Source organism: Streptomyces sp. NPDC091376, assembly GCF_044757085.1.
GTDB lineage: Bacteria > Actinomycetota > Actinomycetes > Streptomycetales > Streptomycetaceae > Streptomyces > Streptomyces pratisoli.
Window position 1 is genome coordinate 441,482 of the sequence record NZ_JBIVUF010000004.1, and the last position, 22,467, is coordinate 463,948.

General features: G+C 72.1%; 20 protein-coding genes. 15 read left to right on the forward strand and 5 right to left on the reverse strand.

Annotated elements, in window-relative coordinates; all coding sequences use genetic code 11:
• Positions 1-35 precede the first annotated feature (35 nt).
• Positions 36-938, forward strand: coding sequence for a carbohydrate-binding protein (locus ACIQMR_RS12065; RefSeq protein WP_401385285.1), 903 nt, complete (start codon positions 36-38; stop codon positions 936-938).
• Between the two features lie 79 nt (positions 939-1,017).
• On the opposite strand, the gene ACIQMR_RS12070 is transcribed toward ACIQMR_RS12065, so the two are convergent.
• Positions 1,018-3,726 (reverse strand): LuxR C-terminal-related transcriptional regulator, encoded by a 2,709-nt coding sequence (locus ACIQMR_RS12070; RefSeq protein ID WP_401385286.1) that lies wholly within the window; start codon positions 3,724-3,726, stop codon positions 1,018-1,020.
• Between the two features lie 289 nt (positions 3,727-4,015).
• Here ACIQMR_RS12070 and ACIQMR_RS12075 point away from each other — a divergent pair, with 289 nt between their 5' ends.
• Entirely contained in the window at positions 4,016-6,166 is a 2,151-nt protein-coding gene (locus ACIQMR_RS12075) for a LamG domain-containing protein (protein WP_401385287.1), read from the forward strand.
• A gap of 18 nt (positions 6,167-6,184) precedes the next feature.
• Here ACIQMR_RS12075 and ACIQMR_RS12080 read toward each other — a convergent pair whose 3' ends face one another.
• The 3 genes from ACIQMR_RS12080 to ACIQMR_RS12090 all read right to left on the reverse strand — a co-directional run bounded on the left by ACIQMR_RS12080 (position 6,185) and on the right by ACIQMR_RS12090 (position 8,087).
• Positions 6,185-6,766, reverse strand: a complete 582-nt coding sequence (locus ACIQMR_RS12080) for a GNAT family N-acetyltransferase (RefSeq protein WP_401385288.1) — start codon at positions 6,764-6,766, stop codon at positions 6,185-6,187.
• A gap of 106 nt (positions 6,767-6,872) precedes the next feature.
• Positions 6,873-7,565, reverse strand: a complete 693-nt coding sequence (locus ACIQMR_RS12085; RefSeq protein ID WP_401385289.1) for an NADPH-dependent F420 reductase — start codon at positions 7,563-7,565, stop codon at positions 6,873-6,875.
• Between the two features lie 147 nt (positions 7,566-7,712).
• A complete protein-coding gene (locus ACIQMR_RS12090) occupies positions 7,713-8,087 on the reverse strand; it encodes an HGxxPAAW family protein (protein WP_401385290.1) in 375 nt (124 codons plus the stop codon).
• A 117-nt stretch (positions 8,088-8,204) separates the two neighbouring features.
• Between ACIQMR_RS12090 and ACIQMR_RS12095 the strand changes: the two genes are divergently transcribed.
• From ACIQMR_RS12095 to ACIQMR_RS12145, 11 genes are all read left to right on the forward strand, one after another.
• Positions 8,205-8,678 carry a MarR family winged helix-turn-helix transcriptional regulator gene (locus tag ACIQMR_RS12095; protein ID WP_401385291.1) on the forward strand — a complete coding sequence of 158 codons (474 nt, stop codon included), beginning with the start codon at positions 8,205-8,207 and terminating at the stop codon, positions 8,676-8,678.
• A 149-nt stretch (positions 8,679-8,827) separates the two neighbouring features.
• On the forward strand, positions 8,828-9,322 hold the full coding sequence (locus tag ACIQMR_RS12100) for a hypothetical protein (protein WP_401385292.1): 495 nt from the start codon (positions 8,828-8,830) through the stop codon (positions 9,320-9,322).
• Between the two features lie 266 nt (positions 9,323-9,588).
• Positions 9,589-10,506, forward strand: coding sequence for an L-threonate dehydrogenase (ltnD, locus tag ACIQMR_RS12105; protein WP_401385293.1), 918 nt, complete (start codon positions 9,589-9,591; stop codon positions 10,504-10,506).
• 1 nt (position 10,507) lies between these two features.
• On the forward strand, positions 10,508-11,848 hold the full coding sequence (gene otnK, locus ACIQMR_RS12110; RefSeq protein ID WP_401385294.1) for a 3-oxo-tetronate kinase: 1,341 nt from the start codon (positions 10,508-10,510) through the stop codon (positions 11,846-11,848).
• On the forward strand, positions 11,845-12,522 hold the full coding sequence (locus ACIQMR_RS12115; RefSeq protein WP_401385295.1) for an aldolase: 678 nt from the start codon (positions 11,845-11,847) through the stop codon (positions 12,520-12,522). The genes otnK and ACIQMR_RS12115 overlap by 4 nt, the downstream gene beginning before the upstream one ends.
• 51 nt (positions 12,523-12,573) lie before the next feature.
• The gene (locus ACIQMR_RS12120; protein WP_401385296.1) at positions 12,574-13,881 is read left to right on the forward strand and encodes an MFS transporter; all 1,308 of its coding nucleotides are present in this window, start codon (positions 12,574-12,576) and stop codon (positions 13,879-13,881) included.
• A gap of 60 nt (positions 13,882-13,941) precedes the next feature.
• Positions 13,942-14,754 carry a 2-oxo-tetronate isomerase gene (gene otnI / locus ACIQMR_RS12125; RefSeq protein ID WP_401385297.1) on the forward strand — a complete coding sequence of 271 codons (813 nt, stop codon included), beginning with the start codon at positions 13,942-13,944 and terminating at the stop codon, positions 14,752-14,754.
• The gene (denD, locus tag ACIQMR_RS12130; RefSeq protein ID WP_401385298.1) at positions 14,751-15,803 is read left to right on the forward strand and encodes a D-erythronate dehydrogenase; all 1,053 of its coding nucleotides are present in this window, start codon (positions 14,751-14,753) and stop codon (positions 15,801-15,803) included. Before otnI ends, denD begins: the two co-directional genes overlap by 4 nt.
• Before the next feature lie 5 nt (positions 15,804-15,808).
• The gene (locus ACIQMR_RS12135) at positions 15,809-16,561 is read left to right on the forward strand and encodes a FadR/GntR family transcriptional regulator (RefSeq protein WP_401385299.1); all 753 of its coding nucleotides are present in this window, start codon (positions 15,809-15,811) and stop codon (positions 16,559-16,561) included.
• Between the two features lie 147 nt (positions 16,562-16,708).
• The gene (gene htpX, locus ACIQMR_RS12140; RefSeq protein WP_401385300.1) at positions 16,709-17,626 is read left to right on the forward strand and encodes a zinc metalloprotease HtpX; all 918 of its coding nucleotides are present in this window, start codon (positions 16,709-16,711) and stop codon (positions 17,624-17,626) included.
• Positions 17,627-17,651: 25 nt separating this feature from the next.
• Complete coding sequence (locus ACIQMR_RS12145; protein WP_401385301.1) at positions 17,652-18,236, forward strand: hypothetical protein; 585 nt, start codon at positions 17,652-17,654, stop codon at positions 18,234-18,236.
• A 57-nt stretch (positions 18,237-18,293) separates the two neighbouring features.
• Here the strand turns inward: ACIQMR_RS12145 and ACIQMR_RS12150 are convergent, their stop codons facing one another.
• Entirely contained in the window at positions 18,294-19,034 is a 741-nt protein-coding gene (locus tag ACIQMR_RS12150; protein WP_401385302.1) for an SDR family oxidoreductase, read from the reverse strand.
• Positions 19,035-19,453: 419 nt separating this feature from the next.
• On the opposite strand from ACIQMR_RS12150, the gene ACIQMR_RS12155 reads away from it, so the two are divergent.
• Complete coding sequence (locus ACIQMR_RS12155; RefSeq protein WP_401385303.1) at positions 19,454-21,139, forward strand: SpoIIE family protein phosphatase; 1,686 nt, start codon at positions 19,454-19,456, stop codon at positions 21,137-21,139.
• Positions 21,140-21,363: 224 nt separating this feature from the next.
• Entirely contained in the window at positions 21,364-22,446 is a 1,083-nt protein-coding gene (locus ACIQMR_RS12160; RefSeq protein WP_401385304.1) for a LacI family DNA-binding transcriptional regulator, read from the forward strand.
• Positions 22,447-22,467 lie beyond the last annotated feature (21 nt).

Below are 22,467 nucleotides of genomic sequence, written 5' to 3' on the forward strand. Positions count from 1 at the left end.
CGGCGATCCCCGACAGGTCGAGGTTCTCAGCAGACATGACACCGGCAGACCCCTCGCAGAGCCCCCTCGTACGCCCCTACGTCGGTGGGCTCTGGGAGGAGACGAGCCCCGGCGATCCGTCCGACGACCGGCCGGAGGCGGCCCTGATGTCCGTGACCGACGCCGGTCCGCCCCGCCGCCCCGCACGTTCGCCGGCCGTTCCGGCCGTCCCGGCCGTCCCGGGGTGGAAGCCGGCCGCGTACCGCGATGAGCCGTTGCCGAACCGGGCGCGTCTCGCGGTCACGGTCACGGCGATGGCCGCCGCCGGCCTCGGCCTTGTGAGCATCCTGTCGTCCGGCGATCCCCATGCCCCCGGCGAGGAACCGGCGTTGCCGGGACTGACGGAGTACGAGCGCATCACGCCCCTGGTGATCCTGCCGTCGGAGCTCCCCGACGGGTCCGACGGGTCCGACGCATCCGGCGCCGACCCGGACGCCCCGGCGCCGTCCCGGCGACCGACGGCCGGTACGGGTGATTCTCCCGGCGCCGTCCCGTCCTCCGCACGCCCCACCCCGGGCGAGGCGGACCGGTCGCCACGTCCCTGGCCCGCCGCGTACGCACTGCCCGCACGGCAGGACCGTGGGTCCGGCGGGCTCGACGTCTCCTCGGGCCCGCGGCTCGGCTACACCGTCGACTTCGGTGACCAGCCGCGGCAACGCCTGGCGACCCGGCTGGCCTTCCGGACGCGGCCCGGGGCCAGCGTGCTGGTGACGGTACGCGCCGACACCCCTGACGGGCCGCCCATCGGATCGTTCTCGGTCGGCAACGGCCACCAGGGGGAGTGGACGACGGTGCCGTCCACGATCCGCCCCCTCATGGGCGTCCACCGCATCTACATCGGCTTCACCATGGACGTGCGCCCCGACGTCTTCCTCATCGCCGACTTCACGTTCTCCTAAGTGGCGGCTGCTCTCGCCCGACGACCGCTGCCGCGTGGTGCCGCCCTGCCGCGTGGTGTCGCCTGCCGCGTGGCGGCTCCTACGCCTCGCTCAACGAGTGCCACCAGGAACGGAGTTCGTAGCGGTTGGACACACCCGTCTTGGCGTAGATGTTGCTGAGGTGGAAGGCGATGGACGCCGGGGTCACGAAGAGCCGGCCCGCGGTCTCCTTGTTCGTCAGGCCCGAGGCGACGAGCGCGACGACGTCGGTCTCACGCCGCGTCAGGCCGTACCCGGTCGTGGAACGAGGCAGGCGCAGCCGGGACAGGCCGGCGACGCAGCGGTCCAGCAGGGGCTGTGCGCCGAGTTCGGCCGCCGTCTCCTGCGCGGCCCGGTACCGGTCGAGCGCGCCCCTGCGTTTGCCGATGGCCGCCAGGACGTCCGCGTGGTCGGCCTGGAGCCGCGCCCGGTACCAGGGCGTGCCGGCACCTGCCTCGGCCGCGTGGCGCTCGGCGTCCGCGTAGTGGCCGAGCGCCGTCTCACGGCGCCCGGCATGGGCGGCTGCCAGGGCCTCGCCCCAGGAGGCGAACATCCTGCTCCAGGCCGAGCCCGACCGGCGGTGCAGCCGCCGGATCGAGTGCAGCGAACGGCGGATCAGCCCGCTGTCCCCCACGAGCACCGCGGCCCGTAGCAGCTCCAGTTCACGCCAGGGCATCAGCGCGGAGGGCAGTACCCCGGGGCCGGAGCGGGCGGAGTTCGCCCCCAGTACGGCAGCGGCACGGGGCGCGTCGGCCGCCTCGACGGCGCCGACCAGCCGGGCGAACAGGCCGGCCCAGGCGCAGAGGGCGGGCTGTCCGTCGGCGTGCGCCTCCCACTCCGCGCACGGCTGTGCGCCGGCACCGGCCGCGTAGCCCTCTCCGTACCCGCCGGTGGACACGCCCGCCGGCACGGTCATGACCGCCTTCCCGTCCGCCACGCTCTCCGCCTGCCGTCCACGGGAGGCCGCGACCAGGAGCCCCAGGGAACCGCCGAGCGGCCGCCACAGGGGTGTGGCCGCGTTGAGCACCATCGTGGCGTGCAGCCTCGCCTGTGCCCAGTCACCCCGCATCCAGTGCAGATGCCCCAGCAGCACCAGTGGCAGTCCGTCCGCCGCCGCGGCTTCGCCGAGCGCCGACATGTCCAGCGCCCGGTGCACAGCGGACTCGCACCGGTCCAAGTCCCCTGCCTCCAGGTGCAGCCACGCCTCCACCAGCAGTGCCTTGCGACGGGCGGCAGCGGCGCGCGGATGGGTGGGCGTCGCGGAGCGGACCGTGTCGAGCGCCTCCGAAGGCCCCTTGTCCGCGGCGGCCACGATGGTGTCGAGCCACTCCCGCATGCCGCGCCAGTACGGGTCGTGGGACGTGGGTACCCGGGACGCGTCGATGAGCGGCCGGATCTCCGCGGCGGGAAAGCCGGCCAGCCACCGTGCCTCCGCGAGCCAGAGCGTCGAGGCCTGGACGACACCGGCGGGCGGCCCGGTGCCCGGCCTGTCCGCCCCGGATGCCGCGGATACCCCGGATGCCGCGGATACCCCGGACGGATCGGATGCACTGGACGGATCGGATGTACCGGACCGTTCCGCGGTACCGCCCACCTCACCGGCGTCGGAGGTCAAGTCGGAGGTCGAGTCGGAGGTCAATTGGTCGTACGCCTCGGTCAACAGGGCCAAGCCCGTGCGTACATCGCCCTCAAGAACACTCAACCGCCCCGCCAGTGCGCGTTCGTGGGCCGACGGCGGATGCCGTCTCAGGGTGCGCAGCGCCGCCCTGGCAGCACCGCAGCGATGCAGACGCAGCTCGTGGTCGACCGCGGCCAGCAGGCGCCGGGACGCGGTGGCGGGGTCGGCGGACAGCCCGGCCGCGTACCGCAACAGGTCCGCCGCCTGGGAGGAGTGGCCCTCGGCGGCGAGCCCGTCCGCCTCGCGCTCCAGCGCGTCGGCGAGGGCGGGGGAGGGGGACTGTGCCGCGGCGGCCCGGTGCAGGAGCGCGTCCGCGCCCTGCGACCACCGCTCCGCCCAGGCGTGTGCGTCGCGGCGTTCCGCCACGGTCATGTCGGCCCGTACGAGTCCCCGCAGCCGCTCCGGCACCTCCGCACTGCCGCTGCGGGCGTGCCAATGGAGCAGACCGGCGTCGAGCGCGGTCTGCAGTGCCTCGGGCAGCGCGTCCGGCCCGTTCCCGACGAGTGTCCCCAGCCGGGGAACGGCGACGTGACCGCCGAGGGCGGCCAGGCCCTGTACGAGCCGTCGGCTGTGCGTCGGCAGTCCCACGAGCAGACCCCGCAGCCGGTCGGCGTCGGCCAACAGGTCACCCACGGAGGGGAGGTCCGTGGAGACGCCCTCGCTGCCACCGGCATCGCCACCGGCACCGGCATAGGCATCGCCACCGCCGCTGTGGCCGCCGCCGCGCCGCACGGCCGATCCCAGCACCAGGTCCCCGGGCAGCCGTTCCAGAGACAGGGTGTATCCGCCGTCCGGCCGCTCGCACCGCAAAGGCGTCTCCGGCACCAGGAACGGCAGACCGTCCAGCCTGGCCAGGAGGGCACGGACGCTTCGTACGGCCTCCGTCGCCGCGCCCTCGGGCCCGTCCGGGCGCCAGGCCGCCACCGCGCCCTCCGCCGTGACGGTGAGCACCAGTTGAAGAGCGAGCACCCCGTTCCGGTCCGGCGCCGCGCAGAACAGCAGGGCGTCGCAGTCCGGGAAGCGTGGACAGACCCCGGCACACACCGCGGCCTTGCCGTCGGGTGTGCAGGTGTCCCTTCCGATGGGGGGCATCGTCGCTCCTTGCCGAAGAGGGGAAACGCGAGCGGGCCGTTCACATGATCGCGGCGCCGCCGCCGACCCGTACTGGTGAGAATCCCTAGGGGTGGAGCCGGGTCCGTCGATCTACCTCGAAGAACCTTCGAGTTCTTGATCCGGGGCGTGCCGTACGCGTGGACGCCCCGTACGGGCCTCAATAGATTCGCCTCACCGTCGCCTGCCCGGTCTCCTCCCGGGCCCGGCAGGCGCCGGTCCCGTCACTCGCGTGTCTTCGTCAACCGCCTTTGTCCCCGGAGGGATTCACTTGGGGCCGGAGCCCATACGGAACGACCATCCGGACCGTGCGACCGACGCCCGCGGGCCGGCCGAGGATCCGGCGCCGAAGCGGGGCGGTCCGGAGAACGGCCCATCGCACAGCGCGCTGGGGGATCCGGACCTGATACGGCTCGTCCGCGACGACCCCGGATCCGCGGCCCCGGCCGTGGAGGAACTACGGATCCGGCACTACCCCGCCGCGCTCGCCTACGCCTCCCTGTGCGGTACGACACCCCGGACGGCGAGAGCCCTGGCGGACGCCGCCTGCCGCGCGGCCGCCCGCAGCGGTGGAACCCGCGAACCCGAGGAGGCCTGGCGGCCGTATCTGCTGCGCCTGGTGCTGGGCACCGCCGTCACCTGGGCGGACACCGAGCGGCGCGGTGAGCTGAGCCCCGATCTGCGGGAGTGGATCGCCGGCGGGGGTGTGCGTGCGCTGCGGGCCCCCGGTACGGCTGTCCGCTCCGGCCGGGACGTCCTCGTGCAGGCGTACCGTCAACTCCCCGTCCGTACGCAGACGGTGCTCTGGCACGACATGATCGAGCGCGAGCACGCGGCAGGCATCGCCCGGCTGCTGGGTACCTCGGCCGATGCCGTCCGCGCCTGGAGCGACAACGGGCGGGAGCGGCTGCGCGGCCACTACGTCCAGCTCTACGAGGAGCGGGCCGAAGGCACCTGCCGCACCTTCACCCGGCTCGTCGTGGCCGCCACCCGGCTCATGGACTCCCAGGTCGCGTCCGGCCTGGACGACCACATCGCCGGCTGCGGCGTCTGCAACCGCGCTTTCGACGACCTGCTGCGGATGTACGACCACTGCGACGTGCTGCTGGCCGAAGGGGTTCTGCCGTGGGGCGGCGCGCGCTATCTCGCCGACCGGGTGCCCGCCGGGCAACACCCCGCCCCGGCCGCCCCTGGTGTGGCGCCCGTGCGGACGTACGACCACGCCGCCATGTCGTCCGGGCCCCTGTCCACCGAGCCCCTGTCCTCCGCGCTCCCGTCGTTTGGACATCGGTCGTCCGGACATCGGTCGTCCGGGCCCCTTTCGTCCCGGCCGTGGGCCGCACGGGTCCGCGCCTACGCCGGGCGGACGCTGAATCGGTCACGACTCCGGAACGCCGTCCCCGCCCCTGCTCTCGCCCTCGCGGGAGTGGCGCCGGGGCTGCTCGCGGCGCCACGGCTGCTCGCGGCGTCGCTGCGAAGAACCCGCGTCCTGGCCTTCGTCGCCGTCTCCTCGGCCGTCGTCGTCCTCGCCGGAGTCCTCGTCGTGACGAACGGATCCGGGCGGCCGGCACGGCCCTCGGCCCATGCCCCGGTCACCCCGCGCCTTCCCGAGCGGTCCGTCGTACCGGCGTCCCCCACGCCCACCGCGACCGCCACCGCCACGCTCCTCCCGACGCCGACCAGGACGGCCGGCGCCCCCGCCCGAACCTCCCGTCCCGGCACGACCGCACCCGCGCACCCGGACCCGGACCCGGGCCCGAGCAGGAACCACCCTGTCCGTCCCGCCGTGCCCGGGGCGGCGGTCAGCTGGGACTTCGCCGAACACGCGGGTTCCACCACGGCCGACGGCTCGGGAAACGGCAACACCGGGAGCCTGATCGACTCCCCTCGCAGGAGTGCCTCTCGCGGCGGGTCGCTGGCCCTGGACGGCAGCACCCAGTGCGTCGAGGCCCGGTCCCGTGCCGTCGACACCGACCGGAGTTTCACGGTCGCCGCATGGGTGAACCTCGCCGCGAAGGGCGAGTTCGCCACGGCGGTGGGTCAGGACGGGGAGAACGTCAGCCGCTTCTTCCTGCAGTACGACGCGAGCATCGACCGGTGGCGGCTGGCCGTCGAGGACGACGACTCCTCCGACTCGGGTGAGGACGAGGCCGTCTCCCGCTCCAGTCCGGTCCTGGGCACCTGGGCCCATCTCGCCGGGGTGTACGACGACGCGGGCGACGAGATCCGCCTCTATGTCAACGGCCGCCTCGAAGGCCGGGCGAGGCACACCGAGAACTGGCCGGCCAGGGGCGCGTTCACCGTGGGGCGCGGCAAGTGGGAGGGCCGGCCGGCGGACCCGTTCCAGGGGTACGTGGACGATGTGCGGGCCTTTCCCCGCGCCGTCTCGCAGTCCGAGGCAGCGACGCTGGCGGCCGGATGACGCGCCGCCCGCGCCCCGCTACGCCTTGTTCCATTCGTCTGCCAGGAGGCCGTAGACCACTTCGTCGCGTCGTCCGTCGGGGAAGGCCGCCGCCTGGCGCAGCACTCCCTCCTGCGTGAAGCCCAGGCGCCGGGCGACCCGCTGACTGCGCTCGTTGTCGGGGTTGGTGCGCAGTTCGACCCGTCGCAGTCCGAGCGGGCCGAACGCCTGGTCGAGCACCGCGGCAACGGCTCGGGTCACCAACCCGCGTCCCTCGTGCGCGGCCTCGATCCAGTAGCCGACCTCGCCCGATCGTGCCGGGCGGTCGATCCTCAGGCCGACCGTACCGACCAGCCGCCACCGGTCCTCCTCCGGCACGGCGATGGCCAGGGGCAACAGCGTTCCGTCCAGCCAGGCCCGGCCCGTCGCGACGAGGGCCTCACGGGTCTGGGCCAACGTGGGCGGATGGTCGTCGGCCGCCGGATTCCAGCGGGCGATCCGCTCGCGGTGGTTGGCCTCCAGCAGCGCGTGGTACGCCTCGGCGATCTCGGGCGTGCGGGGTATCAGGACGGCGTCGTCCCCGAGACGGTGGGTGAACATCGACGCGGTGACGGTGGACACATGTGCTCCAGAGCTGGTGGCGATGAGGCACACCCTAGGTGTATTGACCTGGAGCGATCATCGCCACGGCGGTCAACTCGTCGAAGACCCTCGGGACCTGGGCTCCTCAGTCTCGCCGCGCCGCGGCCAGGGCCGCGCGCAGTGTCGCGGTGTCCGCGCTCGTGCCCGGGTCGTCCGCGGAGATGCCGAGACCCTGCGGGTTCTTCGCGTAGGGGACGACATAGGCGGGAGTGTCGCGCTGGAACCGCCAACTGTCGGCGAGGGGACCCGCGTCCACGGCGTCGTATCCCAGGAGGTCGAGCAGCCGGGTGGCGGCGGCCTTCGCGTCCTGGTCGTCACCGGCGATCGGCAGCGCCGAGCGGTCGGACGCGCCCGACGGCCGGGCCAGCGCGGCCAGATGCCCGTAGTAGATGTTGTTGAACGCCTTGACGACCCGGGCGTCCGGCAGATGCCGCTGGAGGAGTTCGCTGGTGGTGGTCTTCTCCGCGTCGAGTTCGGCGATCCGCCCATCGCGTTCGGGGTAGTAGTTGCCGGTGTCGAGGACGACCTTCCCCGCCAACGGCGCCACCGGCACCTGCCGGTAGTTCTTCAGCGGGACGGTGACCACGACCCAGTCTCCCGCGGCCGCCGCCTCGGCGGGGGTCGCGGCCCGCGCGCGCGGGCCCAGCTCGGCCACGAGGCCGGCCAGGGTCTCGGGCCCGCGTGAGTTGCTGAGGACCACGTCGAGCCCGGCGGCGACGCCGAGCCTCGCGAGAGTGCTTCCGATGTGTCCACTGCCGATCAGCCCAAGAGTGCTCATGATGATGACAGCCGGGGATCCGGCACCCGTATTCCCCTTCATCCCCTTCGGGAAGCCGGAAGCCGGGAAGCCGCGAACCCAGGACGTCAGGGAACCAGGACGGACAGGATGGACAGGACGGACAGGACGGACAGGACGGACAGGGCGTCAGGGCGACACGTCGGCCGGAGACCCCGCGTGTGAGGCGGGTACGACGGACTCTCGCCATGCGCCCCCGCCCGCCGGGACGCGCCGACCGGCCAGCCGGCACCCGAGGCAGTCCGGGTGCCCCTCACGCACCGCGCGGTCCCGGCTCCGGAGGCGCCACTGGTCGGCAGGCCGCGGGCCGGGCGGCTTGCCCCAGCCCGCGAGATGCAGGCCCCAGGTGACCAGTACCGCCGCCGCCATCACACCGAGCCCCCACCAGATTCCCGGCCGCCAGCCGCAGAGCCCCGCGCCGGCGAGCGCGGCCCCGGCCGTGGCGACGGCGCACCCGGTCCATCCGGCGATGGTGTGGCCTTCGTCGTACTGATGTCCGCTCATGCGCCCGCCCCTTCGCACCGCCGGCGTGCGTCACGTCATGCCGTGAACCCACCACCGGCTCCAGACCTATGATGTCTTAGCAAGTGAGAAATTTATCTTACGGACTAAGGAATATCAATGGAGGGCAAGCCCCGCCCCGTCGCCTCCGCCTCGGACGCGATCAGCGCGATGGACGACCTCATCGCGACGAGCATCGTCGGCCAGCAGGAGTTCGCCCGGAACCTCGGACTGAGCGTCACGGACCTCGTCTGCTTCGCGTACGTCCTGGAGGCGGGGGACTCCCCGGTCACCGCCGGCGACCTGGCCGTGCGTGCGCACGTCACGACGGGCGCGGTGACCGGCATCCTCAACCGCCTGGAGCGCGGCGGGTTCGTGACCCGCGAGCCCGACCCCGCCGACCGGCGCCGGGTGCGCGTCGCCGCCGTCCCGGCCGCCGAAGAGCGTGTGCGGGCGATCTACGGGCCGTACTACGCGCGGCTCGCGGAGCTCTTCGCGGAGTACACACCGGACGAGATCGCCGTCCTCGCCGACTGGTTCACGCGCGCCGGTGCGCTGGCGCGCGCCTATCTGGAGGAGTCCCGCGACGGCTGAACCGTCGGCCGTCGGGAGCGGTCGGCGGGCACGGGTGCGGCCGGACGGATGAAGTGGGCCCGTCGAGTGCGTTTGATGATTGACGCACCATCACACAGTGGCGACTCTGTTCCTCCATTCCCAGTACCCCTGTGCTCAGGCGAGGAACGATGCTGTCCATTCCGAAGTGGGGCGTGGTGGCCGCGACAGTGGTCCCGCTGGCGATTCTCGCGAGCTCGGCCTCCGCGTCCAACGACCCGTACCCCCTGGACCGGAGCGCGGACCGGGCGCGCACCAAGGTCATCAGCGTGACGACGACCGGCACCGGAACGACGATGGTCGACAACGGGGCGCCCGGGCCGGGTATCGGCGACCAGGTCGTCATCACCGCGAATCTCTTCCGCAAGGGCGTCAGTTACGGCGACGAGGGAGCGGTGTGCACCCGGGTGGCGGCGCAGACCACTCACTGCACGGGCACCTTCCGGCTTCCCGGGGGTCAGGTGACGTGGCAGCACCTGCAGACCACCGCGGTGGGCAGGCCGCCGAGCGACTTCGACATCGCCGTCACCGGCGGCACCGGCACCTATGCCACCGCCCGCGGCTACGGCCACGTCGCCCGCACGTCCGAGTCGGGCGGATCCTTCACCCTCCATCTCGTGCTCTGACCTCGACCTCCCGTCTCGTGCTCCGACCTCTGACCTCTGACCTCTGACCTCTGGGCTCTGAGCTCTGACCGTGCTCCGGCTCTCCCGTCCGGCCCGGCTGCTGCGCGACTGCCCAGCTGCCGGGCCTGCGTGCCGCCACTGACCTCCCGTATGTGACGAAGGCCACAGTGCGTCGTCGCGGCTCATCAGGTCATCATATGACCCGATCGCCGCACCGATGAGGAGCCGGGCCGCGCCCCGGACGGCACAGTGAGACGAGGATGGGCATGAGTGAGCAGGACAGGCCGGCACGGCCGCGCGTGGGCGTGGTGGGACTCGGGGCCATGGGCCTCGGCATGGCCCGCAGCCTGCGGAACGCGGGTTACGACGTGGGGGTCCACGATCTGCGACCGGAGGTGGCCTCGGCCTTCGCCCGTGACGGCGGCACGGCGTTCGGTTCGCCGGGCGACCTGGCTGCGGCGGTGGACGTCCTGGTCGGCGTGGTGGTGAGCGCGGCACAGGTGGAGTCGGTGCTGTTCGGCTCCGACGGGGCGGCCGACCGGCTCCGCCCCGGCGCCGTCTTCGTGATGTGCTCCACCGTCGACCCCGGCTGGTCCGCCGCACTCGACGCACGCCTGGCCGAGAAGGGCGTGCTCTACCTGGACGCTCCGATCTCCGGCGGCGCCGCACGCGCCGCGGCCGGCGAGCTGACGATGATGACGTCGGGCTCCGCCACCGCGTACGCGGTCGCCGACCCCGTACTCGAAGCCATGAGCAGCACGGTCTACCGACTGGGGGACCAGGCGGGACTCGGCTCGAAGGTTAAGATCGTGAACCAGCTGCTCGCCGGTGTGCACATCGCCGCGGCGGCCGAGGCGATGGCCCTGGGCATCAAGGCCGGCGTTCCGGCCGAGGCGCTCTACGAGGTCATCACGCACAGCGCCGGCACCTCGTGGATGTTCGAGAACCGTATGCCGCACGTGCTCGCCGGTGACTACACGCCCCTCTCCGCGGTCGACATCTTCGTCAAGGACCTGGGGCTGGTGCTCGACTCCGCCCGGCCGGAGAGGTTCCCGCTTCCTCTGGCCGCCACCGCACACCAGATGTTCCTCCAGGCATCGGCGTCCGGTCTCGGGGCAGAGGACGACAGTGCGGTCATCAAGATCTTCCCGGGCGTCGACCTGCCCGGGCCGGCGGTGGTCTGAGATGGGAATCCGACTCGGGTGCATCGCCGACGACTTCACCGGTGCCACGGACCTGGCCAACAACCTGGTGCGCGCGGGTATGCGTGTGGTCCAGCTGATCGACGTACCGCCGGCCCGTGCCGGCCGGACGGCCGACGCCGCCACCGACGCCAACACGGACACGGACACGGACCTGGGCGTGGACGCGGACGTGGACGCGGACGCCGTGGTCATCGCGCTCAAGTCACGGACCGTCCCGGCGGCCGACGCCGTCGAGGCCTCGCTCCGGGCACTCGCCTGGCTGAGGGCCGCGGGCGCCGAGCAGATCTACTTCAAGTACTGCTCCACCTTCGACTCGACACCGGCCGGCAACATCGGACCGGTCACCGAGGCCCTGATGGATGCGATCGGCACTGACTTCACGCTCGCGACACCGGCCTTCCCCGACAACGGACGCACGGTCTTCAAGGGGCACCTCTTCGTCGGCGACGTCCTGCTCAGTGAGAGCGGCATGCGCCACCATCCGCTCACCCCGATGACCGACCCCAACCTCGTCTCCGTCCTCGCCGCGCAGACCGCACGCCCGGTCGGCCTCATCGACCACACGGCCGTCGCCGGCGGCGCCGAGGCGATCCGGGCCCGTATCGACGCCCTGCGCGAGGGAGGCGTCGGGATCGCCATCGCCGACGCCGTCTCCAACGACGACCTGCTGCGCCTGGGTTCGGCGGTACGTGCGCTGCCCCTGGTGACCGCCGGCTCCGGCCTCGCGATCGGCCTGCCCGCCAACTGGGGCATCGAGCCGTCCCCGGCGGCCGCGCAGCTGCCACCGGCCGGCGGCCACCGGGCCATCGTGTCCGGCTCGGTCTCCCTCGCCACCAACCGCCAGGTCCAGGAGTTCCTGGACAGCGGCAGGCCCGCGTTCAGCGTCGACCCGCTGCGTATCGCGGCCGGCGAGGACGTGGCCGGCCAGGCCCTGGACTTCGCCGAGAAGCACCTGGCCGACGGCCCGGTCCTCGTCTACTCCACCGAGGCACCCGACACGGTCCGGACCGTCCAGGGCCGGCTCGGCGCCGCCGAGGCCGGTGAGCTGGTGGAGCGGACCCTGGGCCGCGTCGCCCAGGGACTCGTGGAGCGCGGTGTCCGTCAACTCGTCGTCGCGGGCGGCGAGACCTCGGGAGCGGTCGTCCAGGAACTCGGCGTCACCGGGCTGCGGATCGGACCGCAGATCGACCCCGGTGTGCCGTGGTGCGCGGCGGTCCTGCCCGACGGGGACACGCTTCACATCACCCTGAAGTCCGGCAACTTCGGCGGTCCCGGCTTCTTCACCGACGCGTTCGCCCTCCTGGACGAGGAGGCGTCATGACCTCGCCCGTCGACACCACGGCCGACGAAGCGCGCGCCGAGATCGTCCGGGTGGGCACGAGCCTGTTCTCCCGGGGCTACGTCCACGCCGCCGCGGGCAACATCAGCGCCAGGCTGGGGGACGACGGCCATCTCATCACGCCCACCGACGCCGCCCTGGGCTTCCTCGAACCCGACCGCCTCGCGCTGGTCGACGCCCAGGGCGAGCAGATCGCGGGCGACCGCGCCAGCAAGACCCTCACCCTCCACCGACGCATCTACGAGGCCGACCCCACGGCCCGTTTCGTCGTCCACACCCACTCCACCCATCTGGTCGCGCTCACCCTGGGCGGTGTGTGGAGCCGGGACGACGTGCTCCCGCCCATCACGCCGTACTACGTGATGAAGGTCGGGCACGTTCCGCTCATCCCCTACCACCGGCCCGGCGACCCGCGCGTGGCCGATCTGGTGACCGCCCGGATCGCCGACCGCAGGGCGCGCCGCACGCCGATCAGGGCCGTCCTGCTCGACCGGCTGGGCCCCGTGGTCTGGGGCCCCGACGCGGCCACCGCCCTGGCCGTCCTCGAAGAACTCGAGGAGACGGCACGTCTCTGGCTCCTGACAGACCGTCGACCGGAGCCGCTCCCCGCCCACGCCGTCGACGAACTGAGATCCACGTTCGGCGCCGCGTGGTGACCAGCCACTGACCCGTCAGCGAATCCCCCGAGCCGCACGAAGGATTCCGTCATGTCCACACCCATATCAACGGCCGAGTCCCCCGACCTCGCCCGCGAGAACGCCGTCTTCCGCAAGGTCGTGCGGCGCATCGTCCCGTTCCTGATCCTCTGCTACGTCTTCTCCTACCTGGACCGGGTCAACGTCGGCTTCGCGAAACTGCAGATGTCCGACGACCTCGGGTTCAGCGAGGCGGCGTACGGCCTGGGCGCCGGGCTGTTCTTCATCGGCTACTTCCTGTTCGAGGTCCCCTCGAACCTGATGCTGCAACGCATCGGCGCCCGCACGTGGATCGCCCGGATCATGATCAGCTGGGGCCTGGTCTCGGCGTCGTTCATGTTCGTCACCAACGAGGCGATGTTCTACGTCCTCAGGTTCCTCCTCGGCGCCGCCGAGGCGGGGTTCTACCCGGGCGTGATCCTCTACTGCACCTACTGGTTCCCGTCGCACCGCCGTGCCCGCGTGATCGCGATGTTCATGTCGGCCATCCCCGTCGCCGGCATCTTCGGAAACCCGCTCTCCGGCTGGATCATGGACCGGTTCCAGGGAGTCAACGGCTGGCAGGGCTGGCAGTGGATGTTCCTGCTCGAGGCGATACCCGCGCTCCTCGTCGGCGTGGCCACGCTGTTCTACCTCGACGACGGCGTGCGCAGCGCGAAGTGGCTCTCCGACGACGAGAAGGCCGTCGTCGAGCGGGCGATCGCCGAGGACAGCGCGCACCAGACGGTGCACGGCCGCGTCTGGGACGCGTTCCGTGAGCCCAAGGTGTGGCTGATGTGCCTCATCTACTTCTGCTTCGTCATGGGCCAGTACGCCCTGACGTTCTGGATGCCCACGTTCGTCCAGTCCACCGGCATCGAGGGCAACCTCGCGATCGGCGTGCTGAGCGCCGTGCCGTACCTGGCCGCACTCGTCGCGATGAACGTGTTCGGGCGTTCCGCGGACAAGCGCCGCGAGCGCCGCTGGCATCTGGTCGTGCCGAGCCTCATGGGCGCGGTCGGGTTCTCGCTGGCCGCCGTCTGGAGCGGGTCGACCGTGCTGTCCCTGATCGCGCTGTCCTTCGCCGCGGCCGGCGTGCTGACCTGCGCACCGCTGTTCTGGTCGCTGCCCACCGCGTTCCTGGGCGGCGCCGCCGCCGCGGCCGGCCTCGCCGTGATCAACTCCGTGGGCAATCTCGCCGGCTTCGTCAGTCCGTACATGATCGGCGCGCTCAAGGACGCCACCGGCTCGACGTCGATCCCGATGTACGTCCTGGCGCTCAGTCTCGTCGTCGGAGCCGCCGCGGTGCTCACCACCAAGAAGCAGGTCGTCAACCGCTGACCGGATCCGGCACCGGGCCCGCCGCCCGGGCCCGGTGCCGGTCCGACCACAGGAGCAAACATGCCGAGGTTCGCCGCGAACCTGTCCATGATGTACACGGAACACGCCTTCCCCGACCGCTTCGCCGCGGCATCGGCGGACGGCTTCGACGCCGTCGAGTACCTCTTCCCCTATGCGTACGACGCCGCCGGTCTGCGCGGCCGGCTCGACGAGAACGGCCTGCGGCAGGTGCTCTTCAACGCGCCTCCCGGCGCCTGGGATTCCGGTGAGCGCGGGACCGCGGCACTGCCCGGACGCGAGGCGGAGACACGTGCCGGTGTCGAGCGGGCTCTGGAGTACGCCGCGACGCTGGGCTGCCCGCGCGTCCACGTGATGGCCGGGCTGGTACGGCAGGACGCGACGCCGGCGCAGCTCGCCGAGCACCGCGACACCTACCTCGCCAATCTGGCCTGGGCCGCGGAGCGTGCCGCCGCGGCGGGCGTCGACATCCTGATCGAGCCGATCAACCGCCGTGACATGCCCGGCTACTTCCTGAACCGGCAGACCGAGGCCCACACCGCGGTGCAGGAGGTGGGCGCGCCGAACCTCAAGGTCCAACTCGACCTCTACCACTGCCAGATCGTCGAGGGCGACCTCACCACGACCCTGCGCCGCGACGTACCGACCGGGAGGGTGGGCCACATGCAGATCGCCGGCGTACCCGACCGGAACGAGCCCGACCGGGGCGAGCTCGACATCCGTCATCTGTTCGGCGTCGTCGACGAATTGGGTTTCGACGGATGGATCGGCTGCGAGTACCGGCCCCGCGCCGGCACGAGCGAGGGGCTCGGCTGGCTCGACGACTACCGCAACCATCGAGGAGAAGACGCATGAGGATCGTCATCACGGGCGGCTTCGGCTTCCTGGGACGTCAGGTGGCCGACGCACTGCTGCAACGGCGTACGTTCCGCGGCACACCGATCGACCGACTGGTGCTCGCCGACCGCTTCGTGCCGTCCGGGCCAGAGGCCGCCACCGACCCGCTGGTGGAGATCGTGCGGGGCGACCTGACCGACCGCCTCGCCGAACTGTTCGCGGAGCCGGTGGACGTCCTGATCCACCTCGCCTCCGCGGTCTCGGCCGAGTGCGAGGCCGACTTCGACCTCGGCATGAGCGCCAACGTGGACACGACCCGCGCCCTGCTCGAAGCCGCGCGAGCCCAGTCGGCCGCCGGTGGCCCGACGCCGCTGGTGGTGTTCTCCAGCAGCGTCGCCGTCTACGGCTCCGACCCCGCGCTGCCGCTGCCGCCGGTGGTCAGCGAGTCGACCCTGCCCACGCCGCGGTCGAGTTACGGCACCCAGAAGCTCGTGTGCGAGCAACTGGTCGCGGAGTACACGCGCCGTGGCCTCGTGGACGGCCGCGTCGCCCGGCTGATGACCGTGTCGGTACGGCCGGGCAGGCCGAACGCGGCCGCCTCCGGCTTCCTGTCCGGCATCGTCCGCGAGCCGCTCGCGGGCCTCCCGGCGAACTGCCCGGTCCGCCCCGATCTCCGGGTGGCCCTGGCCTCACCGCGCCGCACGGTCGAGGGAATCCTCCGCGTCGCCGAGGTCGAGCGCGGCGACGGCCCGGGCCGGCTCGACGGCGCGCTGCCCGTCAACCTTCCGGCCCTCACGGTCTCCGTCGCCGAGATGCTGGCCACCCTGCGGAAGGTCGCCGGCGACGCCGTCGCCGACCTGGTGACCATCGCGCCCGACGCGGACGTCGAGGCCATCGTGGGCTCATGGCCCGCCGCCTTCGACAACGCCCGCGCCGCCGCGCTCGGTCTCGGACCCGACCCGGACTTCGCATCGGTGGTGCGGGACTACCTCGACGACCACGCCGACGCGGTCACCGCCGGTGCGTTCCTCGCAGCCGGGGCCGCCGGGCCCGCGCCGATAGACTGAAGACCATGTTTTCCAAGGTGAGTGGTTCCGTCCGGCTCGCGGACCGGGTCGCCGAGATCCTCTCGGCGGAGATCGAGTCCGGACGGCTGGCCGAGGGCGACAAGCTGCCGACCGAGGTGGAACTGGTCAAGCAGCTCGGCGTCAGCCGCACGGTGGTGCGCGAGGCCGTCTCCAGGCTCCGCAACGCGGGCCTCGTCGAACCGCGCCAGGGCCGGGGCGTCTTCGTCCTGCCCCGGCGCACCCGGCCGCTCGACCTCGAGGCAGGTGCCGCCGACACCCGGTCCAAGGTGCTGCAGATCGCGGAAGTACGCCGCGCCATGGAGGGCGAGGCGGCCTCCCTCGCGGCCGAACGCGCCACGCCCGGCGATCTCGTCCGGATGCGTCAGGCCCTCGACGCGATCGACGCGGCGGTCGCGGCCGGGGGCGACGGCGTGGACGAGGACCTCGCCTTCCACCGCTCCATCGCCGAGTCCACGGGGAACGCGGTGATGGTCTCGACGGTGCGCTACCTCGGCGAGGTGCTGCGCGGCGGAATCCGCGTCACGCGGGCGAACGAGGCACGACGGGGCGACTTCATCGAAGCGGTCCGCGAGGAACACCACGCCATCCTGGCCGCCATCGAGGGCGGGGACCCGGGGACGGCGCGCACCGCCGCCCGCCGCCACATGGAGCACGCCGCCGCCCGGCTGCAGGACGCGGACGACGGCTTCTGGACCGGGGCCGAGACCCTCGAAGTGGATCTCGACGCCGCCCCCTGACGCGCGCCGCCCGGCAGGTCGCCCCCAGCCCCCTCCTGCACGCCGGCCTTTACGCCGGATACATGGGCCTTTACGCCGGATACATGGATGAAAGAGGCACAATCGAAGAGAGGGGCACGGCGAACGCTTTCGCCCGGAGGTGACCAGATGCCAGGGACCCGCTCTCGTTCGCGCTATGTCGCGGATCGGGGACTCACCACCCGCATGGTGACCACGATGTTCCTGATCGGGCTGCTCTATGTGATCTTCGTCGGCGTCCTGCTGGCGCTCCTGCAGAACTCGTGGCCCATCATCCTGGTGATCGCGGGCGGTCTGTTCATCGCGCAGTTCTGGTTCAGCGACCGGATCGCGGCGTACAGCATGGGCGCCCGCGAGGTCACCCCCGAGGAGGCCCCCGAGCTGCACGGAACCGTCGACCGCATCTGCGCCCTCGCCGACATGCCGAAGCCGCGTGTGGCGATCGCCGACAGCGATGTGCCGAACGCCTTCGCGACCGGCCGCAACGAGAAGGCCGCCCTGGTCTGCGCCACCACCGGCCTCCTCCGCCGCCTGGAGCCGGAGGAACTGGAAGGCGTCCTCGCGCACGAGATGTCGCACGTCGCCCACCGAGACGTCGTGGTGATGACCATCGCCTCGTTCCTGGGCGTCCTCGCCGGCGTGATGATGCGCGTCTGGCTCTACAGCGGCCTCGGGCGCAACAGCCGCGACAGCAACGCCGCCATCGCGATGCTGGTGATTCCGTTGGTCAGCGCGGCCGTCTACGTGATCAGCTTCCTGCTCACCCGCCTGCTCTCCCGCTACCGCGAGCTGTCCGCCGACCGCGCCGCCGCACTGCTGACCGGCCGCCCCTCCGCACTCGCCTCCGCGCTCACCAAGGTGAGCGGCCAGATGGCCACCATCCCGACCCGGGACCTGCGGAAAGCGGAGCCGTTCAACGCCTTCTGGTTCGCGCCCGCGTTCTCCTCGCAGAGCCTGAGCCGGCTGCTCTCCACGCACCCGACGCTGGAGCAGCGCCTGGACCAGCTGGGCAGGATGTCGATGGAGCTGGGCCGAGGGACTTCTTGACACCATCCTCGGCCGCAGCAAGCCGGTGCGCCCCGACCTCGACCAGCTCTTCGGCCTGCCGGCGGCCGCGATCACCCTCCAGGCGGGCGCCGGTTTCGTTCCGACGGGCATCGGCTCGGTGTGCTTCGCCAGCGTCGAGGGCGGAGCCTTCGCCAGGATCCAGGAGGACGTACGGGAACTCCTCGACGCCGACACCGGCCGGGGCGGGACCCCCGTCGAGTTCGGCCAGGACGCGTACGGCTACACCTGGCTGGTCGCCCGCCGGCCCGCCGACGACACGGTCTCCCTGGTCAACGACGTGCACGCCGTCAACACCCTCCTCCAGGAGGCCGGATTCGGACCTCAGCTGCTCTGCTCCCTGATCGGCTTCCGTGACACCGCGGGCGAGCGCGTGCTGGCGCTGGTCTACCTCTACAAGCGCGGCACCTTCTACCCCTTCGCCCCGCTGCCCGGAGCGAACGAGAAGCGTGACAGCGCCCTGGAACTCCAGATCAGGGCGCTGCTCACGGACGACCTGCGGGTCGAGGAGGACCTGGGCCGCTGGTTCCCGGTATGGGGCGCTCCGGGGCTCGACGGGACGGAGCGCGGGGGCGAGGGCGTGGCCGGCTGAGCGTGCGCGCCGCGCTGTCCGTACGGCCTCACGGCCTCACGGCTCGGCCTTCGGTCCCTACGACTGCTGCCGGAGCCAGTCCCTGTAGTGCGTGGGGGCCAGTTCGGCGCCCTCCGGCGCGATCAGTACGTCTCCGCTCACCACACCGAACATGCCCGCCTGGTCGTCCGTGACCACATTGCGCCCGTCGGAGCGTGCCGCCAGGGTGATCCGGCCCAGCTCGTCCAGCGTGAACACGTCGGGCCCCGCGACGTTGTGGATGCCCTGCAACGGGGCTTCGGTGGCGGCCCGTACGACCGCCGCGGCGACGTCGGCCGCGGCCATCGGCTGCACGGGAGTGGGAGGCAGCCGGACGGTGTCGCCCTCGGTCGTCCAGGACATGATCGCGTCGACGAACTCGAAGAACTGGGTGACGCGCACGATCGTGTACGGCGTCGGCCCGTTCTCGAGGATGTGTTCCTGAGCGACCTTGGCCCGGTAGTAGTCGAGCTGGGGCACGTGGTCCACTCCGATGATCGAGAGGATCACGAAGTGGCGGACACCGGCCGCCTCCGCCGCGGCGCTGATGTTGTTCATCGACGTTTCGAAGAAGTCGATGGACGTGTCGTCGAACGCGGGGGAGTTCGTCAGGTTGATCACCACATCGGCGCCCGCGAGAGCGTCCTCCAGACCCTTGCCGCTGATGACGTCGACTCCGGTGGACAGCGAGGCGGGTTCCACGTCGTGGCCGGCCGCCGACAGGCCTTCGACCACCTGCGAACCGATGCGGCCGCGTCCTCCCAGCACTGCGAACTTCATGACGCACCCTTCGTCGAGTGTTCAGGTGCCGGGCCGCACGGGAGGCCGGTCGGCATACGTGTCGTCCGAGATCGGAAGCATCCCTTTTGACCACGTTAGCTCCAGAACGGGACAACGGCAGCCGAGCCGGGCCGACGGCCCCGGGGGCGCGGTGTGATCGCCCGGCCCTGGCGTATCCGCCTGGTACGTCTGCCTGTTCGTCGGTTCCGAGCGGTGCGCCGCGCCGCTCGGAGGACCGGGCCACACCCTTGGGGACGGTGACCGCCCGCGCCCGCGACGTCATGGTCGGTGAGGGAGGGCCGCGGTACCTCGTGCAGAGGCGGCGTCCCGGCACGCTGGGCCATAGCCTGAAGAGCGGAGCGCGCCGTACGCCGTGCCACCCACTCGGTCAGACGGCGCACCAGGACTCGGAGGCCGGTATGGAAATCGGCCGCTTCGGGCGCAGGCCCCGGCAGCCGGCGGTCGGCTTCGACGAGCTGGAGGCGAACCTCCGGGCCGACCTGCAGGGAGTGCTTGCGCTGAACGGCATGGGCGGCTTCGTGTGGGAACTCGACAGCGGCCTGGTCTTCCTCGATCGCGGCGGTCTCACCGTCTTCGACCTGGACCCCCGCGCATACGACGGCAGAGCGGAGACGCTGACCCGGCGCATCGAGCCCGAGGACCGCTCCGCGCTCAGGTGCCTGGTGGACGACGCGCTCGCACACCGTGACAGCTACGGCGCGTACTTCCGTGTCCGCTGTACCGACGGCCGCCTCCGCTGGGCGCATGTGCAGGGCCACATCCAGCGCGACCGGACAGGGCGGCCGTGCCGCATCGTCGGCATCGTGCGGGACGCCGGCCCCGAGCTGGAACACCTCCGGCAGCAGGCCGCCCTCGAGGCGGACCGCCGGCGCCAGGCGGACGTCGTGCAGGCCACCACGAGCGCCCTGTCCCAGGCCCTGACCACCGAGGACGTGGGCGCCGCGCTGACCAGCAAGAACGTCATGGACACGATCGGCGCCGCGAGCATGGTCCTCAGCCTCGTCGAGAACAAGCGGCTGCGGATCGTGGCCACGGCGGGTCTGGCGCCCGAGTACGCCCGTGACCTGCGCTTCGTCCGTCTCGACGACGCGCTGCCCATCGCCGAGGCCGTCCGCACCCAGTCGGCACGGTTCATGCGCAGGGAAGAGGCCCTCACCTACCCCCGGCTCCGACCGCACGTCGTCGACACCGATCTGACGCTCTCCGCCCTGCTGCCCCTCGTCGCCCAGGCCAGGCCGATCGGCGCCCTCGCGATCATCTACCGGGACAAGACCGACTTCACTCCCGAGGAGCGCAACCTGCTCCTCGCGCTCGGCGCCACCGTGGCCCAGTCCGTGCAGCGGGCCGTGCTCTACGACCAGGAACACGCGATGGCCGTCGGCCTCCAGCAGGCGATGCTCCCGGCCGGCATCCCCGACGTCCCCGGCGCGCGGATCGCCGCCTGCTACCGCTCCGCCCGCACCGGCCACGAGATAGGCGGCGACTGGTACGACGTCGTACCGCTGCCCGCCGGCCGCGTCGGCCTGGTCGTCGGCGACGTCCAGGGACACGACATCCACGCCTCCGCCGTCATGGGCCAGTTGCGGATCGCGCTGCGCGCCTACGCCGCCGAGGGGCACCCGCCCGCCACCCTCATGGCCCGCGCCTCGGCCTTCCTCCACGATCTGGACACCGAGCGCTTCGCCACCTGCATCTACGCCGAACTCGACCCGGCGACCGGCCGCACCCTGCTCGTACGGGCCGGGCACCACGGCCCGATCATCAAGGACGCGGGCGGCCGCTGCAGCCGCCCGCACGTCCGCGGCGGACTGCCGCTCGGCCTGCCGCAGCACGGCCGCCACGCGCCGTACCCGACCACGTCGCTGCGGCTCGCACGCGACGAAACGGTGCTGCTGTGCACCGACGGGCTGATCGAGTTCCGCGGCATGGACATCGACGAGGGGATGGACCGGATCGAGGCCGTCCTGCGCTCCGGGCCCGCCGACCTGGACCGGCTCGCGGAACACCTCGTCACGAACGTCGAGGACCGCCACGGCCAGGAGGACGACATCGCGCTGCTGCTCGTCGCCCTCAGCGGCGGCTGACCACGCCCCCGGCGTCGCACGGGGTGACCCCTCAGGGTGAACCCGGCCTCGCTTCGACGACCTGGGGCACGGGCCGTGTCGTCCGTACGGCTTTCCGACGACGGGATGCGTCGCTCCCCGGTCCTGTACGTGTTGACTGGCGTTCCTCCCGCTGAAACCATGCAATCGATTACCCGGAACCTGTAGGTTCGGCCGGGGCAAGCGGTGACAACGGGGAGGATTGGGTGGCCACGGAGGCACGCGGAGGTCCGAAGCGGGCGCGGCGGCAGGCCACGATGCAGGATGTCGCCGACCAGGCGGGCGTGTCGACGGCCACGGTGTCACGCGTGCTGGCCGGCAAACGCATGGCGGAGTCCACCCGGGCGAAGGTGCTGCTCGCGGCGAAGGAGCTCAACTACGTCGTCAACGCGCACGCCCGGGCCCTGAAGGGTGGCCGGAGCAACACCGTGGGTATCGTGCTCGTCACCCTCAGCGCCGGGCCGTTCAACGAGATCGCCCGTGGCATCGAGCAGCAGACGGTGACCGAGGGCATGCGCTGCATGGTCGCCTCCAGCCAGGCGGACCAGGAACGCGAGCTGTCCCTCGCGGCGTCGATGGCCGAGCAGAACGCCGACATCGTGATCCTCATCGGCGGCGTCCAGGACACCCCGCGCTACCGGACCAGGGTGGCCGCGCTCGCCCGGGGGCTCGACGCGGCCGGATCCCGGCTGGTGCTGGTCGGCCGGCCGTCCCCGGGGGCCGACCTGCCGGTCACCGTCGTGGACTACGACAACGAGGGCGGAGCCTTCGCCGTCACGAGCCATCTGCTGTCGGCCGGCCATGAGCGGATCCTCTTCCTCGGCGGCCCCGGGAACTCCACCACCGCGGCCCGTGTCGCCGGCTACCGCAGGGCGCTGGAGGCCTACGGCCGGCAACCCGAGCCCGAGCTGGTCATCAACCGCGGCAACCACAACGACATGGGCCCGGCCGGGATCCGGGAGATCCTGCGGGCCATGCCCCCGGACGTCACGGCCGTGTTCGCGTGGGACGACGAGATCGCCGCATGCGCCATCTCGCAGCTGCGGGCGGACGGCGTCGCCGTACCGGAGCGGATCTCGGTGGTGGGCTTCAACAACGCGCTTCCCCACGCCGAGCACCTCTTCCCCGCGCTCACCACCGTGCAGGTCCCCTTCCTTGAACTGGGCCGCACCGCGGTGAACCTGGCCCTGCAACGGGACGATCCCGAGTTCCGCCACGCCCAGCAGGTGGTGCTCGGCACCCATGTCGTGGTCCGCGACTCGGTGCAGCCACGGGTGCACCGCGCCTGACCGGCCCCACACGTGGCAGCG